Origin of the sequence: Ensifer sp. (assembly GCF_031989085.1) — a bacterium.
Classification (GTDB): domain Bacteria; phylum Pseudomonadota; class Alphaproteobacteria; order Rhizobiales; family Rhizobiaceae; genus Ensifer.
The window spans coordinates 232,757-249,382 of sequence record NZ_DALZXU010000007.1; the positions used below are offsets into that span (position 1 = coordinate 232,757).

Genomic DNA, 16,626 nt, shown 5'->3' on the forward strand with positions numbered 1-16,626 from the left:
AAAGACGAGAGAAAGCAACCATGATCCGACCGTCCATCATCGCGCTGTCGGCGCGCACGGCAGCTCTTTGCCTGCCTCAAGCCGGCGCGCTTTATCGCCTGGCCGAGCGAGCGCGCTGGCAGCTCTCCTCGTTGGCCGGCGGTGCCGAAACGCGAGAAGGCGTGACGTCGACCGTGGTCAGCCTTCTGTATGACCTTCAGCCCAGTTGCCGCTACCGGTTCGAGGTCGAAGGATTGCAACCGCTGGAGTTCGAAACGGCAGCTTGTGCCGGTCTCGTCGACGCCACCGAGTTCGGGCTGGTGCCAGGTGTCCGTCACGACGACCTCGAGGGTGCGCGCGCCAACGCTGTCGCTGTGGCGACTGCAATCGATGCCGTGCCCGTTGGCGGTACGCTACGTCTACCGACCGGCGTCTGGACCGCTTATCCGGTGCGACTCAAGAGTGGCATGACCCTCAATCTCTGCAGGGGAGCGATCCTCCAGGCACCTTCAGGCCGAACGGACTGGCCCATTCTTGAGGCCCGCGACGCGGTAGGCAGGATGCTTGGCAGCTGGGAGGGTCTGCCTGCTGCCTGTTTTGCCGCACCGATCCATGCCGTCGGCGCTGAAAATCTGGTGATCGAAGGCGAAGGCACGCTCGATGGTTCGGGTGAAAAGGGCGATTGGTGGGCGTGGCCCAAGGAGACACGCGATGGGGCGCGTCGCCCGCGGGGCCTCCACCTCATTTCGTGCACCGACATAAAGCTGCTCGGTTTTACCATCCGCAACGCTCCGTCGTGGACGATCCACCCGCAAGGCTGCAGTCGGCTTGTCGCTGCAGGTCTCACAGTTACGGCTCCACCCGATAGCCCGAACACCGACGGTTTCAACCCCGAAAGCTGCCGGGAGGTGACGATTACCGGCGTGCGCTTTTCCGTTGGCGACGATTGCATCGCCATCAAGGCCGGGAAGCGGGGGGCGAACGGCGAAGACGATCACCTGGAAGAGACCCGCGGCGTGCGTATCACCCATTGCCTGATGGAGCACGGTCATGGCGGCCTCGTCATCGGTTCGGAGATGTCGGGCGGCGTACACAGTGTTGCAGTCGAGGACTGCCAGATGGTGGGGACGGATCGCGGCCTGCGCCTGAAGACGCGACGAGGCCGCGGAGGATCAATTACCGACATCTCCATGCGCCGCGTTCTTATGGATCGGGTCGAGACGGCGCTGTCGGCCAACGCGCACTACCACTGCGATGCGGACGGCCACGCCGAATGGGTGCAATCACGCCAATCCGCCCCGATCGGTATGCAAACCCCCATTATCGACGGCGTCATCGTCGAGGATGTCGAAATACGCAACCTTGCGCACGCCGCAGGTGCTTTTCTCGGGCTGCCGGAAGCACCGATCCGAAACATCAAAATCAGGCGCCTGAACATTTCTTCCTATCGCGCCGACGCGACCGCTGCACCTCCGATCATGGCCGACAGGATCAGACCGATGCGGCATGAAACGATCGTCGCCGAGTGCGCCGAAGTCGACTGCGATGAGCCTGCGCTCGTAAGCAGCGCGCCGATTTCCGTTTCCCTTAAATGAGATATCTAATGGACCCGATTACTTATTTCGATCAATATGCGCGACGCTACACCCCCTACAAGGGCGGTAGCTGGTGCTACGAGGACGGCTGTATCTATCGTGGTCTTCGACTGCTTTTCGAGGCGACAGGCGAGGGTTACTGGACCGCGCACCTCCACCGGCTCATCGATCGCCAAGTCGCTTCTGACGGCACACTCCTCGGCTACGATCCGGCCGAGTACAATATCGACCACATACTCGCTGGTCGCGTCCTGTTCCCGCTGGCCGCAGAAACAGGTGACGGTCGCTACAAGACAGCGGCGGATCAACTGGCATCCCAACTTGAAACCCATCCGCGCATACTTGCGGGCAACTATTGGCACAAGCAGCGCTACCCCCATCAGGTTTGGCTCGATGGGCTCTATATGGGTCTTCCGTTTCAGATTGAATATGCACTTGCGACCGGCAATTCGGCCTTGATTGTAGATGCGCTTCGACAGTTCGAGACAGCCCTTGCGCGCACGGCCACGGCCAAGGGCCTCTACGTGCACGGATATGATGACAGCCGGAAGCAAAGTTGGGCCGACCCGATTACGGGAAAGTCGTCAACTGTCTGGGCACGGGCCGTGGGCTGGCTGGCCATGGCACTCGTTGATACCTTGGCGCTTCTGCCAAACGACAAAGCGACCGGCGCGCTACGATTGAACACCAACCGGCTGCTCGACGAAGTGATGGCACGCCAGACGCCGTCGGGCTTCTGGTTGCAAGTCCTCGATGAACCGGACCTTGCAGGCAATTATGAGGAGAGCTCTGCGTCTGCCATGTTTGCATACGCGTTGCTGCGGTACGCGCGACTTGGTCTTGCTCAGGCTGATCGAGCGATCGTCGCCGGTCGACGAGCCCTGGAAGCCTTGATTTCGGGACGCCTTGTCGCCGATGACCAGGGCATTACTCGATTGACGACAATCGTCGGTGTCGCTGGTCTCGGCGGCTTCGAGGGCAACTATCGCGACGGCTCGCCCGGCTACTACCTCTCGGAGCAGGTGGTAGCAGATGACGCCAAGGGCGTCGGCCCTCTAATGATGGCCTTCGCCGAAGATCAGCTTCTAAGAGGGGCAACCGGCCGACAAGGATCCGCCAGCTCCCGTTGAGCAAGTCGTTCAACTCGATGGCGGCACAATAACGTCAGCGGCAGAAGATCAAGGAAGCGCTACCGATAGTTGTTCTCGGTGGCGCTTCTTATTCGCCGAGTGAAGGATTCCACTCTATGGGGGCTCAATGACTTCGATCCCCCCTCAGCCGACAACCTTGGGTAGCCGTCCCAAGCAGCATCTCCTGATTATCCGACCAAAGAAGAGCGCATATGGGCCAAAGCTCGGCAAAGCGACGCGCTTCGTGTCGACCCGACCCTCACCGCGAAATTCGTAATCACTGATTCACTTTTGTGTGTCTGCGGGAGGTTTGAGGACGGGCGCAAGTTGCGATCGCGGAATGTTTCCGCTTCCTGCTTCCAGGATCGCATAATGTGTCGAGGGGAACTGAGCCTTACATGAGCGGCTTCATCAGGTCGGCATGTTCGGCGCAATCAGCGTCAACGTTGGGAAATAGGTGCGATAACGGCCGACGTCGCGTGTGAGCAGCGGATAGCCGGTGACCGCTGCGTGCGCACCGATGAACAAATCAGGGAGTACCCCTGTCCGCGTTCCGCCTGCCTTCCGATATCGTGTAAAAATCTTGCTTGCAAGAAAGAGGGCCTCTCGCGGTACCGCCGCCAGCTCCAACCCCGCTTGATCAAGGAAGCGGTCAACGTCTTCAATCCGATCGTAGCGGACGGCGAGTTCGGCGTAGACTATGTCGTTGATCCAGAGTGCTCCAACGAGGCTTGCGGCTTCCAGCTGCGCTATCGACCAATCGGCCCAAGTTGGATCATCGGTAACGACGTCGAGAAGGACATTCGTGTCTACGAGTATCACGGCTCGCCACGCGTAAGCGCCATGATCGCGTCAGTGTCGGGGCCTTGCCCGCAGCCCTCGTAGTTTTGCGAAGCGGCTGGGCGGCTGCTTTTTCGCAGCATGGACGAGGACAACGCTTCCATCGGAAGTGCGCCGGAAGTCTATCTTGCTTCCAGGCACGATACCCAAGAGATCGCGCACCGGTTTTGGAATTGTGATTTGCCCCTTGGCTGTAACTGTCGTTGTCATGGTCGGACCGGTGTAAGGAATGATTTATCGAAGGTATTACTTCTTGTCACGGTTTTCAAGGAATTGGTTTGTCAGTTCGATTCCCTTCAAGGCGACCGACTAGGCAGATCACACAATGAATCGAGGCAGAGATGCCTTCATCCCACCAGCTGCGATTGCTGTCCGCCGGGTGATTATGGGATCAGCCGGCGACCGTTTTCGGGCAGTACTTCATCGCGCCCGGAACCCAGGCCGAGCAAATTTGCTCTGCGTTCATCACGGTTTATCCAGTAGGCCAGTTCAGCGAGTTCGTGTGTACTGAGGTTGCGTAACCGATTTGTATGCGGTCGGTTTACGTTTGAAGCCCACGGCAAGAACGGGCTGGTCCGGAGTGAATGCCGCTTTTGGCGTGGATTACAAAGGATGTTGGCGGGTCGCCATTCGAGCTGGCTGTCAAACGTTTCGGATTTAACGGCACCAGGGGTCGATATTTGTAGATATCTCCGCACATAGGCGTTAATTACTCTCGCAAAGCGCGTGCTGCGGTGCTGCGGGTTCCCCCGAAATCCACGGAGACTTCGATCAACCTCTCACAAGGAGCGCGAACCCATGTCTTCGACAATCTCCAAGGGCCGCATTCAATCCACTCTCCGCCACTTTCTCGACAACGGGGCTCTCGGCGGCCTCATTTTGATGTTAGTTGCCCTGCTCGCAATCACGACGGCAAATTCGCCGCTGGCGAATGCGTACTTCAATGTGCTGCAAGTCTATCTCGGCCCGCTCAGTGTCCAGCACTGGATCAACGACGCGCTTATGGCGGTCTTCTTCCTTCTCGTTGGGCTGGAGATAAAGCGTGAAATGCTTGATGGTCAGCTATCGAGTTGGAGCAGACGCATCCTTCCGGGAGCCGCTGCTGCGGGAGGAATGGCCGTTCCAGCGCTGTTCTACATCTACTTCAACTGGAATGAGCCGGCCGCGATCAGAGGGTGGGCCATTCCGACTGCAACGGACATCGCCTTTGCGCTTGGTGTCCTTTCTCTATTGGGAAAACGCGTTCCGACATCCCTGAGGATCTTTCTTGCAGCATTGGCAATCATAGATGACTTAGGGGCCGTCATCGTGATCGCGTTATTTTACACGGCCGACCTCAATCTGTTGGCCCTTGCTGGCGCCGCCATCGTCTTCACAAATCTCCTGATCTTCAACCGGATGGGTGTGAAAACATTGTGGCCGTACCTCGTCCTGGGTGCGGTCCTATGGGTTCTCACATTTGCATCCGGTGTCCATGCGACATTGGCTGGTGTCATCCTTGCACTGACTATCCCGCTAAAACGTACACCCGGAACTCCTGAAGCCACGCATGCAGAATCCCCTCTGCATAAGTTGGAGCATCATCTTCAGAAGCCCGTTGCGTTCGCCATTGTCCCGATCTTCGGGTTTGCTAATGCGGGCGTATCATTTGCTGGGCTATCTATGTCGATCTTTGCGGAGCCGCTTACCATCGGCATCGCAGTCGGGCTGTTCCTCGGCAAGCTAGTTGGTGTTCTCGGAACCGTTGCAGTTCTCGTCAAGCTAAACCTCGCTCAATTGCCTGCGCAAGCAAGCTGGGGTCAGATGACCGGGGTTGCCCTCTTGTGCGGTATCGGCTTCACGATGTCCCTGTTTATCGGGCTGCTCGCATTCAATGATCCGGCCGTACAGGATCGAGTAAAGATCGGCATCATGCTTGGGTCATTGGTATCGGGTTTGCTTGGCGCGGGTTTTCTCATGTTGTTCGGACGTAGGGACGCGGCAGAGAAGTGTCATCGCCACCTCTCCGTAACAAGGACGAAAGCGCGATGATCACCCAGTTGCTGGAAGGCCGGCGAAACTGGTCAACGAGCCTTTGAGATTTCGCCCATTGCACTGAAGTTACGTCGCTAATTCCGAAGTGCGCGACGTACCCAATGGTCAACTCATGGGGTGGGTTGAGCGTCTGGCTGGCGTCGAACGCCTCCGTGCCGCTAGCAAGGAGGACAAGCTTCGGATTCTGAAGGAGGTTGAGACGAACAGCTCTGGTGTCGCCTCGATTGCCCGGCGTCACGATGTTCTCCCGCAGCAGATTTACACCTGGCGGAAGACGCTTCGCCGGGACATCCGGCCGTCGGGTGGATTAGGCGTGACGCTATTGCCGGTGGGCTGATCGGGCCGGATGTGGAAAGCGAACCCGATCGCGCGGCCGCAGCAGAGAAGGTGACGGCATGCCTGGAACAAGGAAGACCCAACCGCATCTAGGGACGACATCATCGACGTTGCCCGACCGCTTGCGCGGCCAGGAAGGGGGCCAGCAAGTTGGAGAACATCAACACCGAGGATCCCAAAAGGTCCCGGACACAGCGTCGGCAGATACCATTGCAGCTGCCACGCGTAACCCAGAGTTATACCCAGCTGTGAATAGCGTTATTTTATAGGGCCAGAGCCTAGTCGCGGCTGACGCGCCAGATGACGTTGCCGACGTCGTCTGCAACCAACAGCCCGCCCTTTTTGTCGATCGCCACACCGACTGGGCGTCCCTTCGCTCTGCCCCGATCTATGAAGCCTGTAAGGACATCAGTCGGCTCGCCGGCGGGCATGCCATTTCTAAAGGGGATGAAGATCACTTTGTAGCCGCTTGGCCTGCTACGGTTCCAGGATCCGTGTTGGCCGACGAAAGCGCCGTTCTCATAGCTGGGCCCGAGGGATGTACCCCTGGAGAAAGTCAGCCCGAGCGATGCAGTATGCGGGCCGAGCGCGTAGTCCGGCGTGACGGCCCTCGCCACGAGGTCTGGGCGCGGTGGTTTAACGCGGGCATCGACATGGTGACCAAAATAGCTATATGGCCAGCCATAAAATGCACCGTCACGCACCGATGTCATGTAATCGGGGACGAGGTTGTCACCCAGCTCATCACGCTCATTGACCGCTACCCAGAGTTTTCCGGTATCTGGATTCCACGAAAGCCCATTGGGATTGCGAAGGCCAGTGGCAAAGACGCGGGTGCGGCCGCTTGCCTTGTCTACCTCAAGAACCGCGGCGCGGTCCTTTTCGACTCGCATGCCATTTTCCGCAACATTGCTGTTGGACCCAACAGTGACGTAGAGCTTACGCCCGTCCGGGCTTGCGATCACGTCCTTGGTCCAATGGTGGTTGATTTCTCCAGCAGGCAGATCGGTCACCTTCCGTGGCGGCGTGCGAGCCCGAGTCTGGCCGTTTGAATAAGCAAAAGCGATGAGCGCATCCGTGTTGGCGACGAAGAGTTTTCCGTCGGAGAGTGTCATTCCGAAGGGCGAGTTGAGACCTTGAGCGAAGGTTCTGCGGATGTCAGCTATACCGTCGCCATTGATGTCGCGCAGGAGTGTGATGCGGTTTGCGCTCTTTGTGGCGGCGCCCGCCTGCTTCATCGCCAGGCCCATGAACACTTTCTTGAGACTGAAGCCCTCGTCGTGTTCGGCTGGAGCGTTGCTCTCGGCCACCAGTACGTCGCCATTCGGGAGCACATGCAGCCATCGCGGGTGGTCAAGTCCTGTCGCAAACGCATGGACCTTCAGACCTTCGGCTGGCCGCGGAGTTCCTCCCGTTCCCCAGCCGACGGCCGTGGCAACGTTGACGGTCGGGAGGACCGACGGCTTCGGTTCGGGTAGGCTCGGGTTGAAACCGTAACCGATTTTTTTCTCGTCGCGTGGCGTTTGTGTCAGCGTGTTGCCAGCGCAGCTCGCCATCATCGTGGTTACGCCCAGGGCAACAGCGACTATTCGCGGAACATCTATACACATGGGATGTCCTCCGCAGGAGATTGCAGCCTGCCTACGTAAGACGCGACGTTACGTCAAATTGTTCCGTTCGCATCCCAGGCGAGCGCCGGGGGCCAGGACAAGAACCCCTATCGCAAACCGCTTCCTCGTATCGGCAGCAGCGATCCCGTCGTGAAAACGCTCGGCTCGGCAAAATCGCCCTTTTCCAGCTTCCGCGCATGAGGAGGTCGCGCGCTGGCGACATCGAAACGGGGGTGGTCAGATCGTTTCCAAATCCAGACGGTGTGAATGCGCGCGGCCTCGTGAGGCTGGATCATCGACCTTGGGAACTACAACGGTTTTCGAGGGTTTATGCGGAACAGCTGCTGCTCTCATCGCGAAGCTGGCAGCTCGCGAGGGCTGGCTTCGCGAAGGCGAGGAGAACATGTCGGACAACCGCCACTTCTTTTCCAGATTTGCGACATCCGTTGCGGACCTTTCCGGCAAGCCGACCACTTTCGTGGCTGCCGTCGTCGTCGTTCTTGCATGGGCTATCGCCGGCCCTTTCTTCGGCTTCAGCGATACGTGGGAACTCGTCATCAATACGGGGACCACGATAATCACGTTCTTGATGGTTTTTGTCCTTCAGAACTCTCAAAATCGCGACGGAAAAGCGATGCAGGCAAAGCTGGATGAGCTCATCTTGGCCTCGAAAGCCCGGAATGAGTACGTCGGTATCGAGAAGCTGGATGAAAAAGAACTCAAATCTCTGATCGAATCATTAGATGAGGCGGCGAAGGATTCCGGACTAAATTCCCGTCAGGGCCACTCCGGGTGAGTGCCAACCTGGAGATCCATCGATTGGCATTAATCACTTGCCAGATTGCCGAGCGGCCTGCGCCTTTCCCGAAATAACCTGTTGTGTTCCGACCGCTGTGCCGGGAAGGGTAGTGGGTGGCGCGAGGTAAGGCTCATCGAAACAGAACGTCCCTTTGAATGGCGCTTTGGGAGTACATATGGACCCCTGCAGGCTCCTCGCGGGCGAGCTCGAGCCGCTTGCGAGGCAGACGCCTGACAGCCCGTCGGCCGCGTCCCAGCCCGTAACGTGGCGCCATGCGAGTGCTCTAACGCTCGCACATGCGCCGCTCTCCCTGGTAGGGCTGGTAGGTGCAATCCGAGGCTCGAAACGATCTGTAGCTCCTGGCGCAGGCCCTTACGTTGCAGGACGCCGCAACCCCTTGGCTTGTGTTGGGCCTGTTATCTGGATCGACTTGGAGCGCGGGTTGTGCCATTGCCGCCTGCATGAAGTCGCGCCAGATCCGCGCCGGAAGCGCTCCACCGGTGACGCCTTTCATCGGCGTATCATCATCGTTGCCAACCCATACGCCAGCGACGAGATCTTCAGTAAATCCGACAAACCAAGCGTCACGATTGTTCTGGCTGGTGCCTGTTTTTCCGGCGGCGAATGCCCCAGGGAAAGCGTCCCGACCGGTGCCACGCTCGACCACAAGCTGAAGGAGGCTCACCAAATCCTGCTGATAAGGGCCAAGGTCGACCGAAGTGGGCACTATTGGACCGACCCGGAAGGCTTTCGACTGTTCGGACGCCTGAAAATCGACGATGCCCCAGGGTTCGACGGGGGATTTCCCAAGACGGATAGAGGCATAGGCGCCCGTCAGGTCAAGCAAATTGACTTCGGATGAACCGAGCGCCAATGCCGGCACAGGATTAAGAGTAGCGTCGATGCCGAGCTCTTCAGCGGCGGCAACGACATTCGCAATCCCTACCTCCTGCGCCAACGCAACTGTTGCGCCATTGAGGGACCGGGCAAAGGCTTCAGCAATCGACACCCAACCACGATAGCGGCCGGTCGAGTTTTGCGGCGACCAGCCGTCCACTTCAATGGGTCCATCAAAGACGCGATCATCCGGGCTAAGTCCGCTCTTGAGTGCAGCGTAAAAGACAAAAACCTTGAAGGTCGAGCCTGGCTGTCTCTTGGCGGAGACGGCGCGATTGAACTGGCTGGTCTTGTAGTCGCGCCCTCCAACCATGGCGACGACCGCTCCGTCCGGCGTCATCGCCACAAGTGCTGCCTGAGATGCCCCCAACGATCGCCCGTATTTGTCGAGATTGCGGGCGACTACATCTTCGGCGAGCTGTTGCAGCCGCGGGACCAGCGTTGTTCGTACCGTTGTCGAGCCCGGAGACGCTCCGGCAATTTCGCCGGCCTGAGGCGAGATCCAGTCTGCAAACCAGCTGCCCGAGCGAGGTGTCGGGCTGGTTGGATGCAACTCGGCAAACTCTGCCTTGGCCGCACTCGCCTCTTCCCAATTCAGCTTCCCGTTGGCAACCATCGCGTCCAGGACGGTGATGGTTCTCTCACTTGCGGCCTTGAAATTATCGATCGGATTTAACTGGCTCGGTGCCTTCAGCAGACCGGCAAGCATGGCGGCTTCCTGCACGTTGAGCGCAGAGACATCCTTGTTGAAATAGATCCGTGCCGCCGCCGGCATTCCCGTCGCGCCAGACCCGAGGTAAACGGAATTCAGGTATCTCGTCAGGATCTCGCGTTTACCCAGCTTCCATTCGAGCCAGAATGCGATGACCAATTCCTGCAGTTTCGCTTCAGCGTCCGGTCGCTTTCAAGATACTGCACTTTTATCAACTGTTGGGTAATCGTGCTGCCGCCTTGAACGACTGACCCTGCTTGGAGGTTTCTCAGGACAGCCCGCATGATCCCTTTTACATCTACCCCGTAGTGATCCATGAACCGCCGATCCTCGATTGAAAGAACGGCATTGACTAGATGTGCAGGGAACTCCTCATACCGGGCGTAGGGACCCTGGAAGGGTCCTTGTCTAACGATCGGTTCACCGTCGGCGGCTTCAAGGACCACAACAGGTTTCAAGGATCCAGCGGCGATTTCCGTCCATGGGACGTCCTGCAATGCCCACACCAGCGTTCCGGTCACCAGGATCAAGAGGCTTGCCAACATCGCCAAGATGCCGCGTTTCAAAGACCATGGCCGTATTGGATGGAGCCACGAAGGTTTGGTGAAGATTTCGAATGATGCGAATAGTTTCCTGCCAAGGAAGCCCACACCGGACGCCGCCCTCAGCATCAGATCGTTCGGAACCAGACGGCCCGCACCGCACGCGCCTGATTTGAGTGTATTGACCAGCTCAGACGACGCGGCCAGGGAACGTTGTGCTAAGGTGGCGACGTCGCGGCGAAAAGCAGCTGCAAGAGTGAGAAAAGCGAGCTTGCTTTCTGTGAAGGCAGGCTGGGGTGGCGCAATGTCTTGCTCATCGCTCTGTGGTGGCGAAGAATCGGCTTCCCCAGTATCGGAACTGATTTCCGGATCTCTCGGATCTCGCAAGGATTCCGGCTCAGCGTGCTTTGCAGAAGCGGCATTTTCGCCATTGGTGAGGTTTGAGCGATCTGTGAAGTGGGACATTTCCTGCCGGCGCTGTTGTTCCTTCTGAAATTAGTGCGGGAAGAGGCAGAAGAAAGGGCTTCAGCATAGCAAGCGCCCACGCTGGAAAACGGCAGTTTTCTGTCAGTCGTCCGCCGCCCTTGTCTTTCATTTCGCGACGGGCCGCCTTAGCATGGCGTTCCGCGGATGGTTCGGAGCCACGAGCCGTGCGCGAGATAGACGATAATCCGGCAACGTCGTAAACTGTGGACCTACCGAAACGAAGTCTGTTCGGGAGCGAACCATGCCTATCTTCATGGACCGACATGATCTCGCTGGGGTTTCCGCCGCGGATGTCGCAGAGGCACATCTCAAAGATCTCAGCATACAGGACCAATATGGCGTCAAGTTCCTGACGTACTGGTTCGACCACCGTCGCGGAACGACGTTCTGCCTCATAGACGCACCCGACGCCGAAACCGCCCAATGCGTTCATCGTGAGGCGCACGGGTTTGTTGCCGGGGAAGTCGTGGAGGTAGCGCTATCGGCTGTGGAGGCATTTCTTGGTCGAATACAGGATCCGGAGGGGGCGGGGTCGATCGCCAAAGATATGGACGCAGGTCACCGGGCGATCCTTTTCACGGACATTGTCGGGTCTACCGAAATGACCGCGCGTCTTGGCGATCGCATGGCCACCGAACTTATCCGGGCCCATGACGCTCTGGTGCGCGGGTGCTTGGGACGTTTATCCGGCCGCGAGGTCAAGCACACAGGTGACGGCATCATGGCCGCGTTTTCGTCCACGGAATCTGCCGTGGATTGCGCCATTGACATCCAGCGCGAATTCAGTCGCTACAACACAGGCAATGCCGAGCCAATTCACATTCGTATCGGCCTTGATTGTGGCGAACCGGTTGAGGACAGTAACGACCTCTTCGGCACAACGGTGCAGTTGGCAGCACGGCTCTGCGCCGCCGCCCATGGCGATCAAATCTTGATATCTGAGAATGTTTATCAGGAGTACAGCAAGGCAGATGTTTTCACGCATGGCGGACGCCACCGATTGAAGGGATTTGCAAGACCTATGCTGGCCTATCGGTGCGAATGGTGAAGCTAGAGATCGCTCCACGTCACCGCAGATATGCAGATGTTTGGGCCCGATCTTCCTCCCGACGATCGCCAAGCCGGCTTTCACCTCGTCGAGGGCCAGCCCCTGCGCTCGGCCACCGTTGAACAGGTCGCTTCGGTACGGATGGGTGTCACCGCCACTGCTCGACGGTGATGGTTACGATTTCAGAATGGCAGGCAGTGCGAAAAGGAAGCTGTAACCCATGCTCACAGCTAGGTCGCGGCAAACTTCGTATTGTCGAAAGGTACTAAAAGGTCGGCCCCTGCGGAAAGGGGCCGATGAAGTGTTTGTCGGGGGACAGACGATAAACGCGGGGTCTCTCGTTATGTTCCGGCGCTAGAGATATTCGGCCATTTTCTGAAGCGCTTCCCGGTCGTGTACGCCGCTTTGAAAAAGGGAAACCAACCGGGATGCGAGGGCTCCAGCCTCGTCGCTTTTCTTGTCGAGGCCTCGTGCCGCAACCACCGCGTCAAAGACGGCTTGAATGATTTGCATCTGGTCGGGCTCGATGTTGGTGTTTCGCTGTATGGAAATCGCCATTGCGCGCTCTCCTCGAATCGTACCACCCATTCAAAGCGTGGGGCGCTGATTTCCCGGAGCTCCAAGCTTTGCACTCGCGCAGAACCAGCGGCCGCGTTCCATGAGCGAAACCTCGTCGAGGTTTCCACCTCGCAACTCGTCCATAAGGACCTTTGCAAGGCGGCTTGCTCTGGCATCTCGACGCGAAAGTCGGTTTTCGTAGCAAATTCTATCGAAGATCTTTTGCAGCCGAACGATGTCTTCAGGCCCCACATCAAACCCCGACCTGTCGAATTTCGTTGCCATGGGGTCTCCTCATCGCCATGTATTCGTTCACGCGAGGAAGATAGCGTGGAAGTTTCCTCAGTCCATCGCTGGAAACTCACTCCATCTCGGCGCCGAAAAATTGGGGATCGTCGAGAATGTATTCGAATACGTCCCCATACTCCAAATCTAATCGTTCATGGATCAGCGTCCAGTGTGCACCGTCAGGGAGGTCCAGCATTTCGACGTCGTTCATCACGTCGCGTACTTCCTCTTTGGTCGGTCGGGGTGTCATTTTGCCTTGCCTCCCATGTTTCGCTTTTCGCGATCCAAGCTATCTCGCAGCGCTGCCATGATATCGACGACGTTGTCCTTCGCCATCGGTTCGATCTTGCGCTTGCCCGTGGACTTCAGCGTCTTCATCTTCCCGGCGATCATTTCGAGCATGCGATCCTGAATGGGATCGGTGATCGGCGCCCATTTCTTGGTCTGGGCTGTGATCAGCTGTTTCATGAGGGGTGCAAGGCCTCCCTCGGGTTTCGCATTGATATGGGAAAAGTACTCTTCCTCCGGCCGCACTTCGTCGCCATATCGCAACGTCCAGAGCACGATTCCTTCGCCGCGTGGCTCAAGCATGACCGCCCGCTCACGCTGGCCAAGAACAAGGCGGGATATTCCGACGACCTTCTCTGCGCGCATCGCGTCACGGATAACGGCGAAGGCGTCCTCGCCAACCTTGTCGTTTGGCACGAGGTAGTGCGGCTTTTCCAGCCAGATCCATTCGATGGAGTTGCGCGGCGTGAACATATCAATCTCGATGGTCCGGACGCTTTCGAGCGCGACGGCGTCCAGTTCCTCCTCCTCTAGGATGATGTAATCGCCTTCGCCGCGCTCGTATCCTTTGACCTGATCGTCCGGGTCGACCTCCTTGCCGGTGACGTTGTCGACGTAGCGAGAGGCAACCCGATTGCCGGTGGTCCGGTTCATCGTATGGAAGCGCAGCTTTTCCTCGTCGCCAGTGGCGGGCGACATCGCGACCGGGCAAGTGACCAGCGACAGCTTCAGATAGCCTTTCCAGTACGGCTTGACGGCGGCCATCGCTCAGCTCGCCTTCTTGCGCGCGGCCGGACGCGCCGCGGGAGCGGAGCGAGCCGCTGCTGCGGCGGAGCGTGGTTTGGACGCCCGCGCCGACCCGAAGCCGGCGCTCATGCGCAGCGCTTCCATGAGGTTTGTCGAGGGCTCGACCTTGGCTCGCTTCTTCACCTTAACCGTTCGGCCCTCCATCTTGGCTTTCACGAGCTCGGCGAGTGCGGCATCGTAGCGATCGTCGAACGTCTTCGGATCGAAGAGGCTCGTCTTGCTCTTGACGATGTGCTTGGCGATATCGAGCATTTCGCCTTCGAGATTGAGCTTCGGGATTCCGGAGAATGCCTCCTCCACGGAACGGACCTGATAGTCAAAGTTGAGTGTCGTCGCGATCAGCCCGTTACCATGAGCGCGGATCAGGACGCTTCGCAGCCGACGGAAGAGAACGGCCTGGGCGAGGGCGCCAACATTGGATTCACGCATCGCATCGCGGATCAGCACGTAGGTTTCTTCGCCCAATCGATCGGGCAAGAGGTAGTAAGGTTTGTCGAAATAAAGGTCGTCGATTTCGGAGAACGGGACGTACGACTGGATACGCAGTGTCTTGTCGCTTTGGGGCACAGCGGCGGCGAGTTCATCCGGCTCAAACAACACGTAGCGTCCGTCGTCGACCTCGTAGCCCTTGACCTGATCCTCGCGCTCGACGACCTTCCACGTGTCGATGTCGACATACTCTCGCTTCACGCGATTGCCGGTTTTTCTGTTCAGCGTGTTGAAGCTGACGCGCTCAGAAGTCGACGCGGCGCTATGCAGCGCGACCGGGCAACTGATCTCGGCAAACTTCAGAAAACCCTTCCAAAGAGCGCGTCCAGCCATGTCTTCCTCCCGGTAAACCCGGATTCAACGGAACGAGATTACGTTTGTTCCTCCGAGTACGCGAATCAATTGTGGCGCTTGATGGGTTGTCGATAGTAAAGTGAACCTATCCACGGGTATTGCGTTAGGGGATTGTGTTGCACCGAGCCCAGCCTGAGGAGGGCGGCGCCGTGAATACGAAGCTCCATATCGACGGGTCGTTCCAAGCCATGCATCTAGCCTTGGACGAGGCAAGCCGGGCATTCGAGAGTGGCGGCGCTGACCGGCATAGAGACGCTTTGCAGAGGCTCGGTCGTGCGGTCATGGACTCGCTGGCAGAGATCATCGAGACCGATGGGGGCACGGATGGTTACCTCTATGACGCCGAAGGCATCAGCCAGGATATCGAGGCCTGTTACCAAAAGCTGATCGAGGCTGAAGACGCGGCGGAGCCCGATAGTGCTCCTCGGCAGTCCAGCCACGGCACGATGAGCTTCCGGCAGCAGGGGGTCGGTCGATGATCACCGGATCCGATCTGCTGCAGATTTCCCTTGCAAGGGTGAACATGGATCGGTCGGACCTCGAAGCTGCCGGCGTGATTGATCCTGGTCATGAGGGCGACAAGGCCTGGTCGAATTTTGGGCGAGACATGGACACCTTCATCTTGAAGCTGCCTGAAGGGCGACGGGCGGCGCTTGCCGCAATGATCAGCGCGCGAGGGCAGGGAAAAACTCCGGTGGCCAACAGGCTCGAGCACCTGTTCGTACGTTAGGGATCCCATCGCTCGCCTGGGGTTCCAGGCGTAAGGCCGCCTCTCTCGGATAGCGCTTTTTCGAACTACGGACTCTATCTCATTGTGCCGTGGCCCCAAGGTTTTGCTTCAATAGCCAATCCCACAGTTCCGGATCGTTTAAGGCGGCCCCCTCAACGCCTGCGTGATCCACGCCCTCAAGGACGGTCAAGCGAGCATTGCGTTTCAAGCCGACGAGGCGTTCATAGAGGACGATTGAATCCGACAATGGGATCACGTCGTCGTTGGTACCATGGAAGACCCAGAACGCTGCTTTTTCGTTTGTCCTGCTCAGGTAATGGCGGTTACCGCCGCCAGCAATCGGGACGACGGCGGCGAATCTATCGGGGAACTGCTCTGCCATGGCCCAAGCACCGAAACCGCCGCGGCTGTACCCCACGACATAAACACGTGTGCGATCGACACGGTACTTCGACATGACGTCTTCGAGCGCAGCCTCTACTTTCTCGATTGGATAAAGCAGTTCCTCACTCGGATTCTGGGGCGAAAAGACCAGAAACGGGAATGTCTTTCCATCCTCGATCAGTTTTGGAAGGCCGCTCGACCGGACTTTGGCGATATCGGTTCCGCCCTGATCGCCACCGTGCAGCCAGACAACGAGCGGATAGTTTTTGCTCGACGAAGAATAGTCATCTGGCACGTACATCAGGTAATTGAGATCACTCTCTATTTTGGAGCTCGATTTTGCCGCCAATTGCTCGGCACGCGCTACGCCTATGCTGGAGATTGCTAGGACAGCCGCCAAGACCAATGCCATGATTTCCCGCGTCATTCGATGACCTCCGCCATACGTTCGATATCAAGGAACTTCAAATGGAGCCGAAGGATGAGAACTCAAGCATTACGCTGATTTGATCCTTCAGGCCTCTCCAAGAATCTACGCGGCTCGACCGTCGGGGAGAGCGTTGGAGCACGATGAAACGGACTAGTCCTGTCGGCGCCAACACTGCAGAACATCGTCTAGCACACGGCCCGGATGAGAAAGCCGGTGTATCACCAGCTTGCCTCACGTTTGTTTTGATGAACGAAGCCGAATGGCCAGAACATCGACTGGTACGCCTCACC

17 protein-coding genes and 3 pseudogenes are annotated in these 16,626 nt (G+C 58.1%); 9 read left to right on the plus strand and 11 right to left on the minus strand.

Annotated features, from left to right (window positions below):
• Nucleotides 1-20: 20 nt before the first annotated feature.
• The gene (locus RTP54_RS24620; RefSeq protein WP_312366172.1) at nucleotides 21-1,574 is read left to right on the plus strand and encodes a glycoside hydrolase family 28 protein; all 1,554 of its coding nucleotides are present in this window, start codon (nucleotides 21-23) and stop codon (nucleotides 1,572-1,574) included.
• Between the two features lie 8 nt (nucleotides 1,575-1,582).
• Nucleotides 1,583-2,704 carry a glycoside hydrolase family 88 protein gene (locus tag RTP54_RS24625; RefSeq protein ID WP_312366173.1) on the plus strand — a complete coding sequence of 374 codons (1,122 nt, stop codon included), beginning with the start codon at nucleotides 1,583-1,585 and terminating at the stop codon, nucleotides 2,702-2,704.
• 411 nt (nucleotides 2,705-3,115) lie between these two features.
• On the opposite strand, the gene RTP54_RS24630 is transcribed toward RTP54_RS24625, so the two are convergent.
• On the minus strand, nucleotides 3,116-3,526 hold the full coding sequence (locus RTP54_RS24630; RefSeq protein ID WP_312366174.1) for a type II toxin-antitoxin system VapC family toxin: 411 nt from the start codon (nucleotides 3,524-3,526) through the stop codon (nucleotides 3,116-3,118).
• A pseudogene (locus tag RTP54_RS24635) lies at nucleotides 3,523-3,754 on the minus strand (AbrB/MazE/SpoVT family DNA-binding domain-containing protein). Before RTP54_RS24635 ends, RTP54_RS24630 begins: the two are co-directional and overlap by 4 nt.
• A gap of 588 nt (nucleotides 3,755-4,342) precedes the next feature.
• Between RTP54_RS24635 and nhaA the strand changes: the two are divergent.
• The 3 genes and pseudogenes from nhaA to RTP54_RS24645 all read left to right on the plus strand — a co-directional run.
• On the plus strand, nucleotides 4,343-5,575 hold the full coding sequence (gene nhaA, locus RTP54_RS24640; protein ID WP_312366175.1) for a Na+/H+ antiporter NhaA: 1,233 nt from the start codon (nucleotides 4,343-4,345) through the stop codon (nucleotides 5,573-5,575).
• A 115-nt stretch (nucleotides 5,576-5,690) separates the two neighbouring features.
• The gene (locus tag RTP54_RS31095; RefSeq protein ID WP_409517208.1) at nucleotides 5,691-5,915 is read left to right on the plus strand and encodes a transposase; all 225 of its coding nucleotides are present in this window, start codon (nucleotides 5,691-5,693) and stop codon (nucleotides 5,913-5,915) included.
• Nucleotides 5,916-5,975: 60 nt separating this feature from the next.
• Nucleotides 5,976-6,053: pseudogene (locus RTP54_RS24645) on the plus strand (LysR family transcriptional regulator); the annotation flags it as partial.
• Between the two features lie 139 nt (nucleotides 6,054-6,192).
• Here RTP54_RS24645 and RTP54_RS24650 read toward each other — a convergent pair.
• Nucleotides 6,193-7,524 (minus strand): PQQ-dependent sugar dehydrogenase, encoded by a 1,332-nt coding sequence (locus RTP54_RS24650; protein ID WP_409517199.1) that lies wholly within the window; start codon nucleotides 7,522-7,524, stop codon nucleotides 6,193-6,195.
• A gap of 403 nt (nucleotides 7,525-7,927) precedes the next feature.
• On the opposite strand from RTP54_RS24650, the gene RTP54_RS24655 reads away from it, so the two are divergent.
• Nucleotides 7,928-8,320 carry a low affinity iron permease family protein gene (locus RTP54_RS24655; RefSeq protein WP_312366243.1) on the plus strand — a complete coding sequence of 131 codons (393 nt, stop codon included), beginning with the start codon at nucleotides 7,928-7,930 and terminating at the stop codon, nucleotides 8,318-8,320.
• 286 nt (nucleotides 8,321-8,606) lie between these two features.
• On the opposite strand, the gene RTP54_RS24660 is transcribed toward RTP54_RS24655, so the two are convergent.
• Nucleotides 8,607-9,836 (minus strand): penicillin-binding transpeptidase domain-containing protein, encoded by a 1,230-nt coding sequence (locus tag RTP54_RS24660; protein ID WP_409517209.1) that lies wholly within the window; start codon nucleotides 9,834-9,836, stop codon nucleotides 8,607-8,609.
• Nucleotides 9,837-9,893: 57 nt separating this feature from the next.
• Nucleotides 9,894-10,939, minus strand: a pseudogene (locus RTP54_RS31100) (transglycosylase domain-containing protein); the annotation flags it as partial.
• 262 nt (nucleotides 10,940-11,201) lie between these two features.
• Between RTP54_RS31100 and RTP54_RS24665 the strand changes: the two are divergent.
• Nucleotides 11,202-12,008, plus strand: coding sequence for a nickel-binding protein (locus tag RTP54_RS24665; protein WP_312366176.1), 807 nt, complete (start codon nucleotides 11,202-11,204; stop codon nucleotides 12,006-12,008).
• 354 nt (nucleotides 12,009-12,362) lie between these two features.
• On the opposite strand, the gene RTP54_RS24670 is transcribed toward RTP54_RS24665, so the two are convergent.
• The 5 genes from RTP54_RS24670 to RTP54_RS24690 form a co-directional block, all read right to left on the minus strand.
• On the minus strand, nucleotides 12,363-12,566 hold the full coding sequence (locus tag RTP54_RS24670; protein ID WP_312366177.1) for a hypothetical protein: 204 nt from the start codon (nucleotides 12,564-12,566) through the stop codon (nucleotides 12,363-12,365).
• 30 nt (nucleotides 12,567-12,596) lie between these two features.
• A complete protein-coding gene (locus tag RTP54_RS24675; protein WP_312366178.1) occupies nucleotides 12,597-12,851 on the minus strand; it encodes a hypothetical protein in 255 nt (84 codons plus the stop codon).
• A 76-nt stretch (nucleotides 12,852-12,927) separates the two neighbouring features.
• On the minus strand, nucleotides 12,928-13,065 hold the full coding sequence (locus RTP54_RS24680; protein WP_162703704.1) for a hypothetical protein: 138 nt from the start codon (nucleotides 13,063-13,065) through the stop codon (nucleotides 12,928-12,930).
• A gap of 35 nt (nucleotides 13,066-13,100) precedes the next feature.
• The gene (locus tag RTP54_RS24685) at nucleotides 13,101-13,907 is read right to left on the minus strand and encodes a Ku protein (RefSeq protein WP_312366179.1); all 807 of its coding nucleotides are present in this window, start codon (nucleotides 13,905-13,907) and stop codon (nucleotides 13,101-13,103) included.
• 3 nt (nucleotides 13,908-13,910) lie between these two features.
• Entirely contained in the window at nucleotides 13,911-14,771 is an 861-nt protein-coding gene (locus RTP54_RS24690) for a Ku protein (protein ID WP_312366180.1), read from the minus strand.
• Nucleotides 14,772-14,941: 170 nt separating this feature from the next.
• On the opposite strand from RTP54_RS24690, the gene RTP54_RS24695 reads away from it, so the two are divergent.
• Both RTP54_RS24695 and RTP54_RS24700 read left to right on the plus strand, forming a co-directional pair.
• Complete coding sequence (locus tag RTP54_RS24695) at nucleotides 14,942-15,271, plus strand: hypothetical protein (protein WP_162703705.1); 330 nt, start codon at nucleotides 14,942-14,944, stop codon at nucleotides 15,269-15,271.
• A complete protein-coding gene (locus RTP54_RS24700; RefSeq protein ID WP_312366181.1) occupies nucleotides 15,268-15,522 on the plus strand; it encodes a hypothetical protein in 255 nt (84 codons plus the stop codon). The genes RTP54_RS24695 and RTP54_RS24700 overlap by 4 nt, the downstream gene beginning before the upstream one ends.
• 79 nt (nucleotides 15,523-15,601) lie before the next feature.
• Here the strand turns inward: RTP54_RS24700 and RTP54_RS24705 are convergent, their stop codons facing one another.
• Nucleotides 15,602-16,318 (minus strand): alpha/beta fold hydrolase, encoded by a 717-nt coding sequence (locus RTP54_RS24705; protein WP_312366245.1) that lies wholly within the window; start codon nucleotides 16,316-16,318, stop codon nucleotides 15,602-15,604.
• Between the last annotated feature and the right edge of the window lie 308 nt (nucleotides 16,319-16,626).

Excerpts from the sequence above, each read along its gene's own strand:
- RTP54_RS24660 (WP_409517209.1), bottom strand. The coding sequence starts at position 9,836 with ATGGTTGCCAACGGGAAGCTGAATTGGGAAGAGGCGAGTGCGGCCAAG.
- RTP54_RS24625 (WP_312366173.1), top strand. The coding sequence starts at position 1,583 with ATGGACCCGATTACTTATTTCGATCAATATGCGCGACGCTACACCCCC.
- RTP54_RS24670 (WP_312366177.1), bottom strand. The coding sequence starts at position 12,566 with ATGGCGATTTCCATACAGCGAAACACCAACATCGAGCCCGACCAGATG.
- RTP54_RS24655 (WP_312366243.1), top strand. The coding sequence starts at position 7,928 with ATGTCGGACAACCGCCACTTCTTTTCCAGATTTGCGACATCCGTTGCG.
- RTP54_RS24680 (WP_162703704.1), bottom strand. The coding sequence starts at position 13,065 with ATGAACGACGTCGAAATGCTGGACCTCCCTGACGGTGCACACTGGACG.
- RTP54_RS24685 (WP_312366179.1), bottom strand. The coding sequence starts at position 13,907 with ATGGCCGCCGTCAAGCCGTACTGGAAAGGCTATCTGAAGCTGTCGCTG.
- RTP54_RS24620 (WP_312366172.1), top strand. The coding sequence starts at position 21 with ATGATCCGACCGTCCATCATCGCGCTGTCGGCGCGCACGGCAGCTCTT.
- RTP54_RS24705 (WP_312366245.1), bottom strand. The coding sequence starts at position 16,318 with ATGGCATTGGTCTTGGCGGCTGTCCTAGCAATCTCCAGCATAGGCGTA.
- RTP54_RS24690 (WP_312366180.1), bottom strand. The coding sequence starts at position 14,771 with ATGGCTGGACGCGCTCTTTGGAAGGGTTTTCTGAAGTTTGCCGAGATC.
- RTP54_RS24650 (WP_409517199.1), bottom strand. The coding sequence starts at position 7,524 with ATGTGTATAGATGTTCCGCGAATAGTCGCTGTTGCCCTGGGCGTAACC.
- RTP54_RS24665 (WP_312366176.1), top strand. The coding sequence starts at position 11,202 with ATGCCTATCTTCATGGACCGACATGATCTCGCTGGGGTTTCCGCCGCG.
- RTP54_RS31095 (WP_409517208.1), top strand. The coding sequence starts at position 5,691 with ATGGGGTGGGTTGAGCGTCTGGCTGGCGTCGAACGCCTCCGTGCCGCT.
- RTP54_RS24700 (WP_312366181.1), top strand. The coding sequence starts at position 15,268 with ATGATCACCGGATCCGATCTGCTGCAGATTTCCCTTGCAAGGGTGAAC.
- RTP54_RS24675 (WP_312366178.1), bottom strand. The coding sequence starts at position 12,851 with ATGGCAACGAAATTCGACAGGTCGGGGTTTGATGTGGGGCCTGAAGAC.
- nhaA (WP_312366175.1), top strand. The coding sequence starts at position 4,343 with ATGTCTTCGACAATCTCCAAGGGCCGCATTCAATCCACTCTCCGCCAC.